14 protein-coding genes and 2 pseudogenes are annotated in these 14,398 nt (G+C 53.5%); 11 read left to right on the forward strand and 5 right to left on the reverse strand.

Annotated features, from left to right (window positions below):
• Nucleotides 1-216 precede the first annotated feature (216 nt).
• Nucleotides 217-669, forward strand: coding sequence for an acyltransferase (locus NNN64_RS21040; RefSeq protein WP_271442649.1), 453 nt, complete (start codon nt 217-219; stop codon nt 667-669).
• A 125-nt stretch (nt 670-794) separates the two neighbouring features.
• Here NNN64_RS21040 and catA read toward each other — a convergent pair whose 3' ends face one another.
• The 3 genes from catA to NNN64_RS21055 form a co-directional block, all read right to left on the reverse strand.
• Entirely contained in the window at nt 795-1,472 is a 678-nt protein-coding gene (gene catA, locus NNN64_RS21045; RefSeq protein WP_271442650.1) for a type A chloramphenicol O-acetyltransferase, read from the reverse strand.
• A 148-nt stretch (nt 1,473-1,620) separates the two neighbouring features.
• On the reverse strand, nt 1,621-1,932 hold the full coding sequence (locus NNN64_RS21050; protein WP_271442651.1) for a putative quinol monooxygenase: 312 nt from the start codon (nt 1,930-1,932) through the stop codon (nt 1,621-1,623).
• Nucleotides 1,933-2,067: 135 nt separating this feature from the next.
• Nucleotides 2,068-2,880, reverse strand: a complete 813-nt coding sequence (locus NNN64_RS21055) for a DNA-binding transcriptional regulator (RefSeq protein ID WP_271442652.1) — start codon at nt 2,878-2,880, stop codon at nt 2,068-2,070.
• A 191-nt stretch (nt 2,881-3,071) separates the two neighbouring features.
• Here NNN64_RS21055 and NNN64_RS21060 point away from each other — a divergent pair, with 191 nt between their 5' ends.
• From NNN64_RS21060 to NNN64_RS21105, 10 genes and pseudogenes are all read left to right on the forward strand, one after another.
• Nucleotides 3,072-4,736 (forward strand): bifunctional 3-(3-hydroxy-phenyl)propionate/3-hydroxycinnamic acid hydroxylase, encoded by a 1,665-nt coding sequence (locus tag NNN64_RS21060; RefSeq protein WP_271442653.1) that lies wholly within the window; start codon nt 3,072-3,074, stop codon nt 4,734-4,736.
• A gap of 1 nt (nt 4,737) precedes the next feature.
• Nucleotides 4,738-5,682, forward strand: coding sequence for a 2,3-dihydroxyphenylpropionate/2,3-dihydroxicinnamic acid 1,2-dioxygenase (mhpB, locus tag NNN64_RS21065; protein ID WP_271442654.1), 945 nt, complete (start codon nt 4,738-4,740; stop codon nt 5,680-5,682).
• A 17-nt stretch (nt 5,683-5,699) separates the two neighbouring features.
• A complete protein-coding gene (gene mhpC / locus NNN64_RS21070) occupies nt 5,700-6,566 on the forward strand; it encodes a 2-hydroxy-6-oxonona-2,4-dienedioate hydrolase (RefSeq protein WP_271442661.1) in 867 nt (288 codons plus the stop codon).
• Nucleotides 6,567-6,575: 9 nt separating this feature from the next.
• Entirely contained in the window at nt 6,576-7,385 is an 810-nt protein-coding gene (mhpD, locus tag NNN64_RS21075; RefSeq protein ID WP_271442655.1) for a 2-keto-4-pentenoate hydratase, read from the forward strand.
• Nucleotides 7,382-8,332 carry an acetaldehyde dehydrogenase gene (gene mhpF, locus NNN64_RS21080; RefSeq protein ID WP_271442656.1) on the forward strand — a complete coding sequence of 317 codons (951 nt, stop codon included), beginning with the start codon at nt 7,382-7,384 and terminating at the stop codon, nt 8,330-8,332. The genes mhpD and mhpF overlap by 4 nt, the downstream gene beginning before the upstream one ends.
• Nucleotides 8,329-9,342 (forward strand): 4-hydroxy-2-oxovalerate aldolase, encoded by a 1,014-nt coding sequence (mhpE, locus tag NNN64_RS21085; protein ID WP_271442657.1) that lies wholly within the window; start codon nt 8,329-8,331, stop codon nt 9,340-9,342. The genes mhpF and mhpE overlap by 4 nt, the downstream gene beginning before the upstream one ends.
• 68 nt (nt 9,343-9,410) lie before the next feature.
• A complete protein-coding gene (mhpT, locus tag NNN64_RS21090; RefSeq protein WP_271442658.1) occupies nt 9,411-10,625 on the forward strand; it encodes a 3-(3-hydroxy-phenyl)propionate transporter MhpT in 1,215 nt (404 codons plus the stop codon).
• Between the two features lie 273 nt (nt 10,626-10,898).
• On the forward strand, nt 10,899-12,302 hold the full coding sequence (gene mmuP, locus NNN64_RS21095) for an S-methylmethionine permease (RefSeq protein ID WP_271442662.1): 1,404 nt from the start codon (nt 10,899-10,901) through the stop codon (nt 12,300-12,302).
• Nucleotides 12,289-13,221 carry a homocysteine S-methyltransferase gene (mmuM, locus tag NNN64_RS21100; protein ID WP_271442659.1) on the forward strand — a complete coding sequence of 311 codons (933 nt, stop codon included), beginning with the start codon at nt 12,289-12,291 and terminating at the stop codon, nt 13,219-13,221. The genes mmuP and mmuM overlap by 14 nt, the downstream gene beginning before the upstream one ends.
• A 107-nt stretch (nt 13,222-13,328) precedes the next feature.
• Nucleotides 13,329-13,454 (forward strand): annotated as a pseudogene (locus tag NNN64_RS21105) (hypothetical protein); the annotation flags it as partial.
• A gap of 49 nt (nt 13,455-13,503) precedes the next feature.
• Here NNN64_RS21105 and NNN64_RS21110 read toward each other — a convergent pair.
• On the reverse strand, nt 13,504-13,908 hold the full coding sequence (locus NNN64_RS21110; protein ID WP_271442660.1) for a hypothetical protein: 405 nt from the start codon (nt 13,906-13,908) through the stop codon (nt 13,504-13,506).
• Nucleotides 13,883-14,398: pseudogene (locus tag NNN64_RS21115) on the reverse strand (hypothetical protein); the annotation flags it as partial. The gene NNN64_RS21110 and the pseudogene NNN64_RS21115, both read right to left, overlap by 26 nt.

Genomic DNA, 14,398 nt, shown 5'->3' on the forward strand with positions numbered 1-14,398 from the left:
CATTATGGCAGATTTTATAAATTGTAAGTTTGTTATAATCAACATGTCTGATAAGATGTGTTGATTGTAAAAAAATAGATAAAGTACTATCGCTAAAAGAAACGCATTAATTGAAATTTCTGGCCTTGGCTATCTGATGATAGATAGCGAAGGATCTCCTTAAAATTCAGGTTTTCAATGCTGAGACGTATTATCTTGAGTAAGGACAGTGCTGATATGAATATTATTGAAAGTGGTATTCGTGACGTAAAACAAGGTAAAAATGTCACAATAGTCATGCCTGTGAATCTTTATGAATGCGACCTGGGCCATGACGTGTTTGTCGGACCATTTGTTGAGATACAAAAGGGATGCGTCATAGGCGATAGAACTAAAGTGCAGTCCCATACTTTCATCTGTGAGAACGTTACCTTAGGCGAGGACTGCTTTATAGGGCATGGCGTGACCTTTGCTAACGATCTTTTCAAGAGCGGAAGTCCTGACGCTTCTGCAAAAAGCTGGATTAATATTGTATTAGGTAATGCAGTAACGGTGGGTAGTGGAGCCACAATTTTAACAACGGAAATTTGCAGTGGTGCGGTGATTGGTGCCGGTAGTGTGGTGACAAAGCCCGTGCTGGTAAAAGGCGTGTATGCTGGCAATCCGGCCAGACTTTTGCGAAAGCTTTAGGTATTACCTTTGCTATCGCGAACCCCAATTTATGTTCTTCCCAGACCGTTCATGTCGACCCCGCTTGTTCGCAGACATGGCGATTATTCTTGCTGTTCACGCTATATAAAGAAACGTCTGCTGCATCAGACGTTGCGTTCCTCTGAATGGTGCCGTAGGTCATGACTCATTTCCTGTAGTTCATTGATTAGTCTTGCTAAATGAAAACCATCGCACACGGAGTGATGTACCTGAACAGCGAGAGGTAACACTACTTTCCCATCTTGTTCATAGTATTTTCCAAGTGTGAACATGGGGGCAAAAAAGTTTTGCATGTCCGCAATGTTGATATTAAAACTGGTAAAACTTACCCAAGGAATAGCCGATACGAAAAATACATTTTCCGGAGACTCTCCCTTCGGCCAATAAGAAAGATTATTACAGTAGCGTGCAACGTCTTCTGAATAAGTGTTTTGGAAGTGATGAATATTGCCATCGTAGCGGCTCCATAATGATGAAAAAGTCTCAGTTTCATTATGGAAAATGGTATAACTTGGATGAATTTCATTCCATATGACAAGCTCATTGTTTTTTATGGCCATACGGAATTCAGTATGCTTGTTGACAACGTTAGCAAGGAGGGAAATCATAGTAGGGTAAAATTTCCAGCCAACCTCTTTTATATGTTTTAGTACCGCGGTAATGTCTAACAGAACAGTTTGGTTAATGGTACTTTGAGCAAAAGACTGAAATACCTCAAAATGCTCTTTTCTTGCCCAACGAGATAAGTCAACAGTCGTATATTCTGGAGTCGTTTTTTTCATTTTTTATCCTTCGATTTGCAATCAAGTACCATATTTTAGCCTAAGTCTTTCCGTGACTTAATCAAGCTACATGTCCCGAAGCATGTTACCAGCGAACGCATTTGTGAGAGTAGCGTAACCTTATACAGGAGGAAAGATTAAAGCTTCTTCACAAGAGACTTTGCGCCCCTGGATTTACGATGTTATTCATCAATATGTAACGTGCTTCTTTGCGCGTGTATTGATCGATTAACGGCACAAGTCGTCTGAAATGCTCGCTCGCACAATGTTCATCAAGCGCCGCGTGGTTTGGCCATTCTTCTATAAAAATAAAATGGCCGGGATCTTTTTCATCAATATAGAGGTCATAAGCAAGACAGAGCGGCTCTTTCTTCGTGGCGGATATGAGTTCACGATACAAAGGGAGAACGGTTTCAATATATTCAGGTTTTATAAAATCTTCAGCAATGACCTTTAACATGTCGCCTCCTGGCGGAAAATGAATGCACACTCTGCAATGAAGATATCATTTAAGCAAGATGGCACCGCGTGATATCGGCTGATGAATGAATCATTCCAGCTATCAATCAGATGATGCGTATAACTGTGATCCACCTCACCTCCCGGCAACCAAAATCTCCTGTGATTCGACGCCATCCTCTATCTGTTGCGCCACCTTTTGTAAGGCCGGAAGATGTTTTTCCGCAGCCTGTTCGATGGTCATCGCGCTGGCCATATACACCAGGTTCAGACAGCCGATCACCCGCTGTTCGCTGCGAATGGGGACGGCGATGGAAGCGATTTTTTCCTCCTGATCCCAGCCACGATAGTTCTGGCCAAAGCCGTCTTTCCGCGCGCGGGTCAGGATGGCATGGAGCTTCAGCGGCTCACGCGCCAACTGGAATTCCTCTCCGGGTCGCGAGGCCAGCATTTCGATCAGTTCCTGACGTTCATTCTCCGGGCAAAATGCCAGCCAGGTCAGGCCGGAGGCGGTTTTCAAGAGCGGTAAGCGACGTCCAACCATCGCGCGGTGAAACGATAAGCGGCTGAAGCGGTGGGTGGTTTCGCGCACCACCATTGCATCCACATCCAGGGTGGAAACATCGGTCGGCCAGATGACCTCGCGCAGCAAATCGCCCAGCAGCGGGGCAGCCAGGGCAGAAATCCACTGCTCATCACGAAATCCCTCACTGAGCTGGCGGACTTTAATGGTTAAACGAAAGCTGTCATCGGAAAGGCTGCGCCGGACGTAACCCTCATCCTGCAACGTTTCCAGTAGTCGCCTGACCGTGGTGCGGTGCAGGCCGCTCAGCTCAGCCAGCAGGCCAGCGCTGGCTCCACCATCGAGCCGGTTTAACATATTTAATAACATTAATCCGCGCGTTAATCCGCGTACGGTTTTGTATTCGGCAGCGTCGTCATTTTTCATATTTATTGACAAATCTACAGGTAAAACAACGTTGTGCACTTAGTGCACATCCAGGCATGTTTTGATTGTAGCGCAAAAACTCACTCCTATACTGACCGCACAATAAAAAATCATTCACATCTTTTTAACAAAATGAGTTGCGCCTCGCCAGGGTCTGCAATTGCGTTTTGTCCGAGTAGTGAGGTTCTGAAATGACAACGATAAACCCGGATATCCAGCCTGCTGTACAGCACACCGTGCAGGTGGCGATTGCTGGCGCCGGCCCGGTGGGGCTGATGATGGCCAACTACCTTGGCCAGATGGGCATTGAGGTACTGGTGGTGGAGAAACTCGACAAACTGATCGACTATCCCCGTGCCATCGGCATTGACGATGAAGCGCTGCGCACCATGCAGTCCGTTGGCCTGGTCGAAAACGTTCTGCCGCATACCACGCCGTGGCACGCGATGCGCTTTCTTACGCCAAAAGGCCGCTGCTTTGCCGATATCCAGCCGATGACCGACGAATTTGGCTGGTCGCGCCGCAACGCGTTCATTCAGCCACAAGTGGACGCGGTGATGTTGGAAGGGCTGTCGCGTTTTCCCAATGTGCGCTGCCTGTTCTCCCGCGAACTGGAAGCCTTCAGCCAACAAAACGGCGAAGTGACGCTGAACCTGAAAACGCCAGACGGTCAGCGAGAAACGGTGAAGGCGCAGTGGCTGGTGGCCTGCGATGGCGGCGGCAGCAATGTCAGACGTTCGCTGAATGTACCGTTTGAAGGCAAAACCGCGCCGAATCAGTGGATTGTGGTGGATATCGCCAACGACCCGCTCAGCACACCGCATGTCTATCTGTGCTGCGATCCGGTGCGTCCGTATGTCTCTGCCGCTCTGCCTCATGCGGTGCGTCGTTTTGAATTTATGGTGATGCCGGGGGAAACCGAAGCGCAACTGAGTGAGCCGCAGAATATGCGCCAGCTGTTGAGCAAAGTGCTGCCGAACCCGGATAACGTCGAGCTGATCCGCCAACGCGTATATACCCATAACGCCCGTCTGGCCGAACGTTTTCGGATTGACCGCGTACTGCTGGCAGGCGACGCGGCGCACATTATGCCGGTCTGGCAGGGGCAGGGTTACAACAGCGGCATGCGTGATGCCTTCAACCTGGCGTGGAAACTGGCGTTGGTGATCGAGGGTAAAGCCGGTGATGCGCTGCTGGATACGTACCAGCAGGAACGCCGTGACCACGCCAAAGCGATGATTGATTTGTCCGTTACCGCAGGCAACGTGCTGGCTCCGCCGAAACGCTGGCACGGCGCGGTGCGCGATGGAGTCTCCTGGTTGTTGAACTACCTTCCGCCAGTCAAACGCTATTTCCTGGAAATGCGCTTTAAACCGATGCCGCAGTACCACGTCGGGGCGCTGGTACGTGAAGGCGAGGCGAAAACGTCACCGGTCGGCAAAATGTTTATCCAGCCGAAGGTGACGCGGGAAACGGGCGAGGTGACGCTGCTCGACAACGTTATCGGGGCGAATTTTGCGGTCATTGGCTGGGGCTGTAATCCGTTGTGGGGCATGAGCGAGGCGCAGATCCTGCAGTGGCAGGCGCTGGGCACCCGGTTTATTCAGGTGGTGCCGGATACGCAGATTGCCACCGATCAGGATAACCATGACGGCGTTATCCGCATTGGTGATACGCAGAACCATTTACGAGCCTGGTTTGCTCAGCATAACGCCGCGCTGGTGGTGATGCGCCCGGATCGCTTTGTTGCTGCCGTTGCCATTCCGCAAACCCTGGGCAATACCCTGAATAAACTGGCGTCGGTGATGACGCTGACTCGCGTCAATGCCGATCTTCTTGTTGAAAAGGTAGCCTGATATGCACGCTTATCTTCACTGTCTTTCCCACTCGCCGCTGGTGGGCTATGTCGACCCGGCGCAATACGTGCTCGATGAAGTCAACGGCGTGATCGCCAGCGCGCGTGCACGCATTGCGGCGTTCGATCCTGAACTGGTGGTGTTGTTTGCCCCCGATCATTACAACGGTTTTTTCTATGACGTGATGCCGCCGTTCTGTTTAGGCGTAGGTGCCACGGCAATTGGCGATTTCGGCAGCGCGGCGGGGGAACTGCCGGTGCCGACAGATCTCGCTGAAGCTTGTGCCCATGCGGTGATGAAAAGCGGCATTGATCTCGCCGTTTCCTACAACATGCAGGTCGATCACGGCTTTGCGCAGCCGCTGGAGTTTCTGCTCGGCGGCCTGGATAAGGTGCCGGTGTTACCCGTGTTTATTAACGGTGTCGCCACGCCGCTACCGGGCTTCCAGCGTACTCGTATGCTCGGCGAAGCGATTGGTCGTTTCGCCAGTTCGCTGAATAAGCGTGTGCTGTTTTTAGGTTCCGGTGGGCTGTCGCATCAGCCGCCGGTACCGGAACTGGCAAAGGCTGACGCGCATATGCGTGACCGTCTGCTCGGCAGCGGCAAACAGCTACCCGAAAACGAGCGAGAACTGCGCCAGCAGCGGGTAATCAGCGCCGCCGAGAAGTTCGTGACCGATCAAAACACGCTGCACCCGCTTAACCCCGTCTGGGATAACCGCTTTATGACCCTGCTTGAGCAGGGGCGTTTGCAGGAACTGGACACGGTCAGTAATGAAGAGTTGTCCGCGATGGCGGGCAAATCAACACACGAAGTTAAAACCTGGGTTGCCGCCTTCGCCGCCATTTCTGCCTTTGGCAACTGGCGCAGTGAAGGCCGTTATTACCGCCCGATCCCGGAGTGGATCGCCGGGTTTGGCTCCCTGAGTGCCACCACACAGAACTGAATATGCAGGAGAACATGATGACTTACCAACCGCAAACCGAAGCCGCCACCAGCCGTTTTCTGGAGGTGCAGGAAGCAGGTGAAACCCTGCGTGTGCATTTTAATGACTGTGGGCAGGGCGAAGAAACCGTCGTGCTGTTACATGGTTCAGGACCGGGGGCGACGGGCTGGGCGAACTTCAGCCGTAATATCGATCCGCTGGTGCAGGCCGGTTATCGGGTGATCCTGCTGGATTGTCCTGGCTGGGGAAAAAGCGATGGGATCGTTAACCGTGGGTCGCGATCCGATCTCAATGCCCGCATCCTGAAAAGTGTGGTTGATCAACTGGATATTCAGAAAATTCATCTGCTGGGTAACTCGATGGGGGGCCACAGCTCAGTGGCATTTACCCTGGGCTGGCCGGAACGCGTGGGCAAACTGGTGCTGATGGGCGGCGGGACGGGCGGCATGAGCCTGTTTACCCCGATGCCGACCGAAGGAATCAAGCGCCTGAATCAGCTGTATCGCGAACCGACCATCGAAAACCTGAAACTGATGATGGAAATCTTCGTTTTCGATACCAGTGATTTGACCGAAGCGCTGTTTGAGGCGCGTCTGAACAACATGCTGTCGCGCCGCGACCATCTGGAAAATTTTGTTCAGAGTCTGGAAGCTAACCCGAAACAATTCCCGGATTTCGGTCCACGTCTGGCGGAAATCAAAGCTCAGACCCTGATCGTCTGGGGGCGCAACGACCGCTTTGTGCCGATGGATGCGGGGCTGCGTCTGCTTTCCGGTATTGCTGGCTCTGAGCTGCACATTTACCGCGATTGCGGGCACTGGGCGCAGTGGGAACATGCGGAAGCCTTTAATCAGCTGGTGCTGAACTTCCTCGCACGCCCTTAAGGAACGGACATGACGAAGCAAAATCTTGAGCAGTTAGCCGCCGATTTACGTCAGGCGGAGGAAAAGGGCGAAGCGATAGGGCCATTGCGTGAGTTGATTGGCATGGACAACGCCGAGGCGGCTTACGCTATTCAGCGCATCAACGTGCAGTACGATGTGGCGCGCGGGCGTCGCGTGGTTGGGCGCAAAGTGGGATTGACGCACCCGAAAGTGCAGCAACAGCTGGGTGTCGATCAACCGGACTTCGGTACGCTGTTTGCCGACATGTGCTACGGCGACAACGAAACCATCCCGTTTTCCCGCGTGTTGCAACCGCGTATTGAAGCCGAAATTGCGCTGGTACTGAACCGCGATTTGCCTGATGCCGACACCACCTTTGATGAGCTGGTCAACGCCATTGAGTGGGTATTACCGGCGCTGGAAGTGGTCGGTAGCCGTATCCGCGACTGGTCAATTCAGTTTGTCGATACCGTGGCGGATAACGCCTCCTGCGGCGTGTATGTGGTCGGTGGTCCGGCGCAACGTCCGGCGGGATTAGATCTGAAAAACTGTGCGATGACAATGACGCGCAATAACGAAGAGGTCTCCAGCGGACGCGGCAGCGAATGTCTGGGGCATCCGATCAACGCCGCCGTCTGGCTGGCGCGCAAAATGGCCAGCCTCGGCGAGCCGCTGCGTGCGGGAGACATCATTCTCACCGGGGCGTTAGGTCCGATGGTGGCGGTGCATGCGGGCGATCGTTTTGAAGCCCATATCGACGGTATTGGTTCAGTCGCCGCCACCTTTTCTGCGGCGGTTACAAAAGGAAGTCAGTCATGAGTAAGCGTAAAGTCGCCATTATCGGCTCCGGCAACATCGGCACCGATTTGATGATTAAAATTCTGCGTCACGGCACGCATCTGGACATGGCGGTGATGGTCGGTATCGATCCGGAGTCCGATGGTCTGGCACGCGCCCGGCGCATGGGTGTTGCCACCACTCACGAAGGGGTGATGGGGCTGATAGCGATGTCGGAGTTTGCCGATATTGACATCGTCTTTGATGCCACCAGCGCGGGGGCGCACGTGAAAAACGATGCCGCCTTACGGGCGGTGAAACCAGGCATTCGCCTGATCGATCTCACACCCGCGGCCATTGGCCCATACTGCGTACCCGTGGTGAATCTGGAAGCCAACGCTGATCGGCAGAACGTCAATATGGTGACTTGCGGCGGGCAGGCGACTATCCCAATGGTCGCGGCGGTTTCTCGTGTGGCACGTGTCCATTACGCCGAGATTATTGCCTCAATTGCCAGTAAATCGGCGGGGCCGGGCACCCGCGCCAATATCGATGAGTTTACTGAAACCACGTCGAAGGCGATTGAAGTGGTGGGTGGCGCGGAAAAAGGTAAAGCCATTATTGTGCTTAACCCTGCCGAGCCGCCGCTGATGATGCGCGATACGGTGTATGTACTGAGTGAAGCGGCCTCGCAGGCGGAAATTGAGGCGTCGATTAATGAAATGGCTGCGGCGGTACAGGCGTATGTGCCGGGCTATCGCCTGAAGCAACGTGTGCAGTTTGACGTCATCCCTGAGGATAAACCAGTGAATCTGCCGGGTATCGGCCAGTTCTCCGGGCTGAAAACTGCGGTCTATCTGGAAGTGGAAGGTGCGGCGCATTACCTGCCAGCCTACGCCGGCAACCTCGATATTATGACCTCCAGTGCGCTGGCGACCGCAGAGAAGATGGCGCAGTCACTCACCCGTCAGGCAGGAGAAGCAGCATGAACGGTAAGAAACTTTATATCTCTGACGTGACCCTGCGCGATGGCATGCATGCCATTCGTCACCAGTATTCACTGGATAACGTGCGCCAGATTGCCAAAGCGCTGGACGACGCGCGAGTCGATTCCATTGAAGTGGCACACGGTGACGGTTTACAGGGCTCCAGCTTTAACTATGGCTTTGGTGCACACAGCGATCTGGAGTGGATTGAAGCCGCAGCGGAGGTGGTGAAACACGCCAAAATCGCCACGTTATTACTGCCGGGTATCGGCACCATTCACGATCTGAAAAATGCGTATCAGGCCGGTGCGCGGGTCGTGCGCGTGGCGACCCACTGTACCGAAGCAGATGTGTCGGCCCAGCATATACAGTATGCGCGCGAGCTGGGTATGGATACGGTCGGTTTTCTGATGATGAGCCACATGACCACGCCAGCGAACCTGGCGCAGCAGGCGAAGTTGATGGAAAACTACGGTGCCACCTGTATCTATGTGGTTGATTCCGGCGGCGCAATGAATATGAACGATATCCGCGACCGCTTCCGCGCGCTGAAAGCTGTACTGAAACCGGAAACGGAAACCGGGATGCACGCCCACCATAACCTGAGCCTCGGTGTGGCGAACTCAATTGCCGCGGTGGAAGAGGGCTGCGATCGTATCGATGCAAGCCTGGCAGGGATGGGCGCAGGTGCAGGTAATGCGCCGCTGGAGGTGTTTATCGCCGCAGCGGATAAGCTCGGCTGGCAGCACGGCACCGATCTGTATGCGTTGATGGACGCCGCCGACGATCTGGTGCGCCCGCTGCAGGATCGCCCGGTGCGGGTGGATCGTGAAACACTGGCGCTGGGCTATGCCGGGGTGTACTCCAGCTTCCTGCGCCATTGCGAAGTGGCGGCAGCGCGTTACGGTCTGAGCGCGGTCGATATTTTGGTTGAACTGGGCAAACGCCGAATGGTCGGCGGCCAGGAAGATATGATCGTTGATGTGGCGCTGGATCTGCGCAACAGCAAGTAAAAATGATTACGCGGCTGGCAATGTATCAGCCGCGATTCACCTGCATCGTGACCTCTGAGGGACATCTTATGACGACCCGTACCCCCGCATCCTCTTCGCGCCTGACGCTGACCGTCGGGCTTTGCTTTTTAGTCGCCCTGATGGAGGGGCTGGATTTACAAGCCGCCGGTATCGCTGCCGTTGGTATCGCTCAAGCCTTTGCGTTGGATAAAATGCAAATGGGCTGGATCTTCAGCGCCGGGATTTTGGGATTACTGCCCGGCGCGTTGGTGGGCGGCATGCTGGCCGACCGCTATGGGCGCAAGCGCATTCTCATTGGCTCCGTGGCGCTGTTTGGCCTGTTCTCTCTGGCAACAGCGATGTCATGGGACTTTTCAACGTTAGTCATCGCCCGCCTGATGACCGGCGTCGGGCTGGGAGCCGCACTGCCGAACCTGATTGCGTTAACCTCCGAAGCAGCGGGTCCACGTTTTCGTGGTACAGCGGTGAGCCTGATGTACTGCGGTGTGCCAATTGGTGCAGCGTTGGCGGCGGCGCTCGGGTTTAGCGGCCTGGCGTCTGCCTGGCAAACGGTATTCTGGGTGGGAGGCGTGATCCCGCTGCTGCTGGTGCCGCTGTTGATGCGCTGGCTGCCGGAATCACAGGTTTATACCCAGCAAACACAGGTGGCCGCTGCGCCACTGCGCGCGCTGTTCGCACCTGCTACCGCGACCGCTACGCTGCTGCTGTGGCTGTGCTATTTCTTCACCTTGCTGGTGGTGTACATGCTGATTAACTGGCTGCCGATGCTGCTGGTGGAGCAGGGCTTTCGCCCATCGCAGGCGGCAGGCGTGATGTTTGCCCTGCAAATCGGTGCGGCCAGCGGCACGTTAATCCTCGGGGCGTTGATGGACAAGCTACGTCCGGTGGTGATGTCGTTACTGATTTACACCGGGATGCTGGTCTCGTTGCTGGCGCTGGGGACGGTTTCGTCATGGAGCGGCATGCTGATGGCCGGCTTTGTTGCTGGCATGTTTGCCACCGGCGGACAAAGCGTGCTGTATGCGCTGGCACCGCTGTTTTACAACACGTCAATCCGCGCTACCGGCGTAGGCACTGCGGTGGCGGTTGGGCGGTTGGGTGCGATGAGCGGCCCGCTGCTGGCGGGGAAAATGCTGGCGCTGGGCACCGGAACGGTGGGGGTGATGGCGGCTTCTGCGCCGGGCATTCTGCTGGCCGGTCTGGCTGTTTTTATCCTGATGAGCCGTAAATCGCAGATGACGGTCCAGGCCAGCGGTTCCTGAGGGTCATCCGGTTGTATGAACGGGAACATTCGCTTCCTACTTCCGGATGAACGCAAGTCGGCGGCTCTGTTGCCAGAGTTTACATACAGTCTGGCAACGGAGGCGTTATGAGCTGGCGGCCCTTTTTATATCTCATTATTAACCCTCATCCAGTGTTAAGTGCCCGACGCGGGCATCTGCATCTGGTGCAGGGTTGACTTTGCATTCTGTTAACAAACACGGTATAACAAACCTTCTTTGGATGTTTAGATGTCCATACGTTTAGAAGGTTATATGCAAACAACACAACAAAATGCGCCACTGAAGCGCACGATGAAAACGCGTCACCTGATTATGCTCTCCTTAGGCGGCGTGATTGGCACAGGGTTATTCTTCAATACCGGGTACATCATCTCGACCACGGGGGCGGCGGGAACGCTGCTGGCATATCTTATAGGTGCGCTGGTGGTCTGGCTGGTGATGCAGTGCCTGGGCGAGTTGTCGGTCGCGATGCCGGAAACCGGGGCGTTTCACGTCTATGCTGCGCGCTACCTCGGACCCGCGACGGGGTATACCGTCGCCTGGCTCTACTGGCTGACATGGACCGTGGCGCTGGGTTCGAGCTTTACCGCTGCCGGATTCTGTATGCAGTACTGGTTTCCTCAGGTGCCGGTATGGATCTGGTGTGTGGTGTTCTGCGCGATTATTTTTGCCCTCAACGTTATCTCCACGCGCTTTTTTGCCGAAGGGGAGTTCTGGTTTTCGTTAGTGAAAGTGGTCACCATCATCGCTTTTATTCTCCTCGGCGGAGCGGCTATTTTCGGCTTTATCCCGATGCAGGATGGTTCACCCGCGCCGGGACTGAGTAACATCACGGCGGAAGGCTGGTTCCCGCACGGCGGCCTGCCGATCCTGATGACCATGGTCGCGGTGAACTTTGCCTTTTCGGGGACTGAGCTTATCGGTATTGCCGCCGGCGAAACGGAAAATCCGCGCAAGGTGATCCCGGTGGCGATTCGTACCACCATCGCGCGACTGATTATTTTCTTTATCGGCACTGTGTTTGTACTGGCGGCACTAATCCCAATGCAGCAGGCCGGCGTGGAGAAGAGCCCGTTTGTGCTGGTGTTTGAGAAAGTGGGCATTCCGTATGCCGCTGATATTTTTAACTTCGTGATCCTGACCGCCATTCTTTCTGCGGCGAACTCCGGGCTGTATGCTTCCGGGCGCATGCTGTGGTCGCTGTCGAATGAACGAACGCTGCCAGCCTGTTTTGCACAGGTCACGAAAAATGGCGTACCGTTGACGGCGCTGTCGGTCAGTATGCTGGGCGGTGTGTTGGCGCTGTTTTCCAGCGTCGTGGCTCCGGACACGGTGTTTGTCGCATTGTCGGCGATCTCCGGATTTGCGGTAGTGGCGGTATGGCTGAGTATCTGCGCCTCGCATTTTGTGTTTCGCCGCCGCCATCTGCAGCAGGGTAACGCATTGAGTGAATTGCATTATCGCGCCCCGTGGTATCCGCTGGTACCCGTACTGGGTTTTGTGCTGTGCCTGGTGGCCTGTGTGGGACTGGCATTCGATCCGGCGCAGAGAATTGCGTTGTGGTGCGGGTTACCGTTTGTCGCGTTGTGTTATGGTGCTTATTTCCTTACTCAACCCCGTAAAGCAAAACAGGAGCCAGAACATGTCGCAGAATAATCCGTTACGCGCCCTCCTCGATAAACAGGATTTCCTGTTGCTGGATGGTGCTCTGGCGACGGAACTGGAAGCGCGAGGGTGTAACTTAGCCGACAGCCTGTGGTCTGCCAGGGTGCTGGTAGAAAACCCGGCGCTTATCCGCGAAGTTCACCTGGATTACTTCCGGGCAGGGGCACAGTGCGCAATCACCGCCAGCTATCAGGCAACTCCCGCGGGTTTTGCCACGCTCGGCCTGGATGAGGCGCAGTCGAAAGCGCTGATTGGCAAAAGCGTGGAGCTGGCGCGCAAAGCGCGTGAGGCGTATCTGGCGGAAAATCCGCAGGCCGGGACGTTACTGGTGGCGGGTTCCGTCGGACCTTACGGTGCCTTTCTGGCCGATGGCTCCGAGTACCGTGGCGATTACGCGTTAAGCATTGAAGCATTACAGGCATTTCATCGTTCGCGTGTTGAAGCGTTGCTGGATGCCGGGGCCGATCTGCTGGCCTGTGAAACCCTGCCAAATTTTGCCGAAATTCGCGCACTGGCTGAGTTGTTGACCGCGTATCCACGTGCGCGGGCATGGTTCTCGTTTACCCTGCGTGACAGCGAACATCTGAGCGACGGTACACCGCTGCGCGACGTGGTCGCTTTCCTCGCGCAATATCCGCAGGTGGTGGCGTTAGGCATTAACTGCATTGCGCTGGAAAAGACCACCGCTGCGTTGCAGCATTTACACGACTTAACGGCGCTGCCGCTGGTGGTGTATCCCAATTCCGGCGAGCAGTACGATGCGGTGAGCAAAACCTGGCATCATCACGGTGAGCATTGCGCGCAGCTGGCGGATTATCTACCGCAGTGGCAGGCCGCTGGCGCACGGTTGATTGGCGGGTGCTGTCGCACCACGCCTGCGGATATCGCCGCGCTAAAAGCGCGAAGCTGAGCGTTTATCGAGTCTACATCGTTCACTGTAGTCCTGATAGGCGCATCAGGCATTGCTGGATGGCGGCACAAGCGCCTTAGTGGGTCTACAGTGAATGATGTGGCGATATGGCTATTGTGATTTTAGGTAACAGGCCACACTCGCCAGCAGCCGATCCTAAAGTGAATCCAAATGTTTTTGTGAGTGGGTTATTACCTGCTGCTACTTACGGCTGGATTGTTGACCAGATATAGGGGCATTGAAATAAAATTAAATAAAGGGACTCCAATGGAGTCCCTTTATTCAAAATGCAATAAACATACTTAGCAACACAGGAATACATAAAATCCACAGCATTGCTTCAATTTTAAATCCTAGTGTTAGTTTGCAAGGCAAGCCTCTTATTAAATTATAACCCTCTATGCTCATACCATAATTAGAAATTTTATTATATTTGAAAATTAAAGTCTCCATAATAAACGCAACTTTAGTGAGATATAATCCTGGTGTGGTAAATAGACTTGCATTTTTACAGATTATTGCTGTAACAGGCAATGGTCCAATTTTCTTTTCATAGATGTCAACGATTTTTTTATATGCTATCTTGTTGTAAAAATAAAATGTTATTATTAATAATCCATTAAGCATTAAAGCAAAACTAATGATAATTTTTATATTATCTTCATTTTGAATGAAAAAAGTTTTCATAGATAATATGATCTCCTACATAGTTACCTAATGTCTCACCAGCGTCCTCGCCATATTTTTCTGCAATCTTACCTGACGCAATAGTAACACCAACCCCTGTAACAAAACACAGAGTAGCACCGACACCGCCTGCTTCTATAGTAGAAATCCCTAATACCCACGTACAAAGCGCAGTCACAGCACGCCCGGCAACAGCTCCTGCCAGTATACTACTCCCCTGTTTTAATCCAAACTTACTATACTCTGTTATCGCCGCTTTTTTACAAGCGCTTTCGCGGCCTTTTGCACAGGCATCATAAATATTTGATGTATATCCAGCGAAATCTAAACCTATGCCAACAAAACCAACGGTTTTCATCAGTTTAACTAATTTTGCCGAATTTTCAATATATGTCGCATAGCCCTCTATATTATCCACTCCAGTTTTATCCCATTTATGCATAATTGAACTTGTTGATAAACCTAAAGCTTTTTTAATACTATTATATTC

The sequence above is a fragment of the Citrobacter sp. Igbk 14 genome (assembly GCF_028069825.1).
Classification (GTDB): Bacteria; Pseudomonadota; Gammaproteobacteria; order Enterobacterales; family Enterobacteriaceae; genus Citrobacter.

Bases quoted from the DNA above. Each gene is read 5' to 3' on its own strand.
- NNN64_RS21040 (WP_271442649.1), top strand. From the start codon at position 217: ATGAATATTATTGAAAGTGGTATTCGTGACGTAAAACAAGGTAAAAAT.
- catA (WP_271442650.1), bottom strand. From the start codon at position 1,472: ATGAAAAAAACGACTCCAGAATATACGACTGTTGACTTATCTCGTTGG.
- NNN64_RS21050 (WP_271442651.1), bottom strand. From the start codon at position 1,932: ATGTTAAAGGTCATTGCTGAAGATTTTATAAAACCTGAATATATTGAA.
- NNN64_RS21055 (WP_271442652.1), bottom strand. From the start codon at position 2,880: ATGAAAAATGACGACGCTGCCGAATACAAAACCGTACGCGGATTAACG.
- NNN64_RS21060 (WP_271442653.1), top strand. From the start codon at position 3,072: ATGACAACGATAAACCCGGATATCCAGCCTGCTGTACAGCACACCGTG.
- mhpB (WP_271442654.1), top strand. From the start codon at position 4,738: ATGCACGCTTATCTTCACTGTCTTTCCCACTCGCCGCTGGTGGGCTAT.
- mhpC (WP_271442661.1), top strand. From the start codon at position 5,700: ATGACTTACCAACCGCAAACCGAAGCCGCCACCAGCCGTTTTCTGGAG.
- mhpD (WP_271442655.1), top strand. From the start codon at position 6,576: ATGACGAAGCAAAATCTTGAGCAGTTAGCCGCCGATTTACGTCAGGCG.
- mhpF (WP_271442656.1), top strand. From the start codon at position 7,382: ATGAGTAAGCGTAAAGTCGCCATTATCGGCTCCGGCAACATCGGCACC.
- mhpE (WP_271442657.1), top strand. From the start codon at position 8,329: ATGAACGGTAAGAAACTTTATATCTCTGACGTGACCCTGCGCGATGGC.
- mhpT (WP_271442658.1), top strand. From the start codon at position 9,411: ATGACGACCCGTACCCCCGCATCCTCTTCGCGCCTGACGCTGACCGTC.
- mmuP (WP_271442662.1), top strand. From the start codon at position 10,899: ATGCAAACAACACAACAAAATGCGCCACTGAAGCGCACGATGAAAACG.
- mmuM (WP_271442659.1), top strand. From the start codon at position 12,289: ATGTCGCAGAATAATCCGTTACGCGCCCTCCTCGATAAACAGGATTTC.
- NNN64_RS21110 (WP_271442660.1), bottom strand. From the start codon at position 13,908: ATGAAAACTTTTTTCATTCAAAATGAAGATAATATAAAAATTATCATT.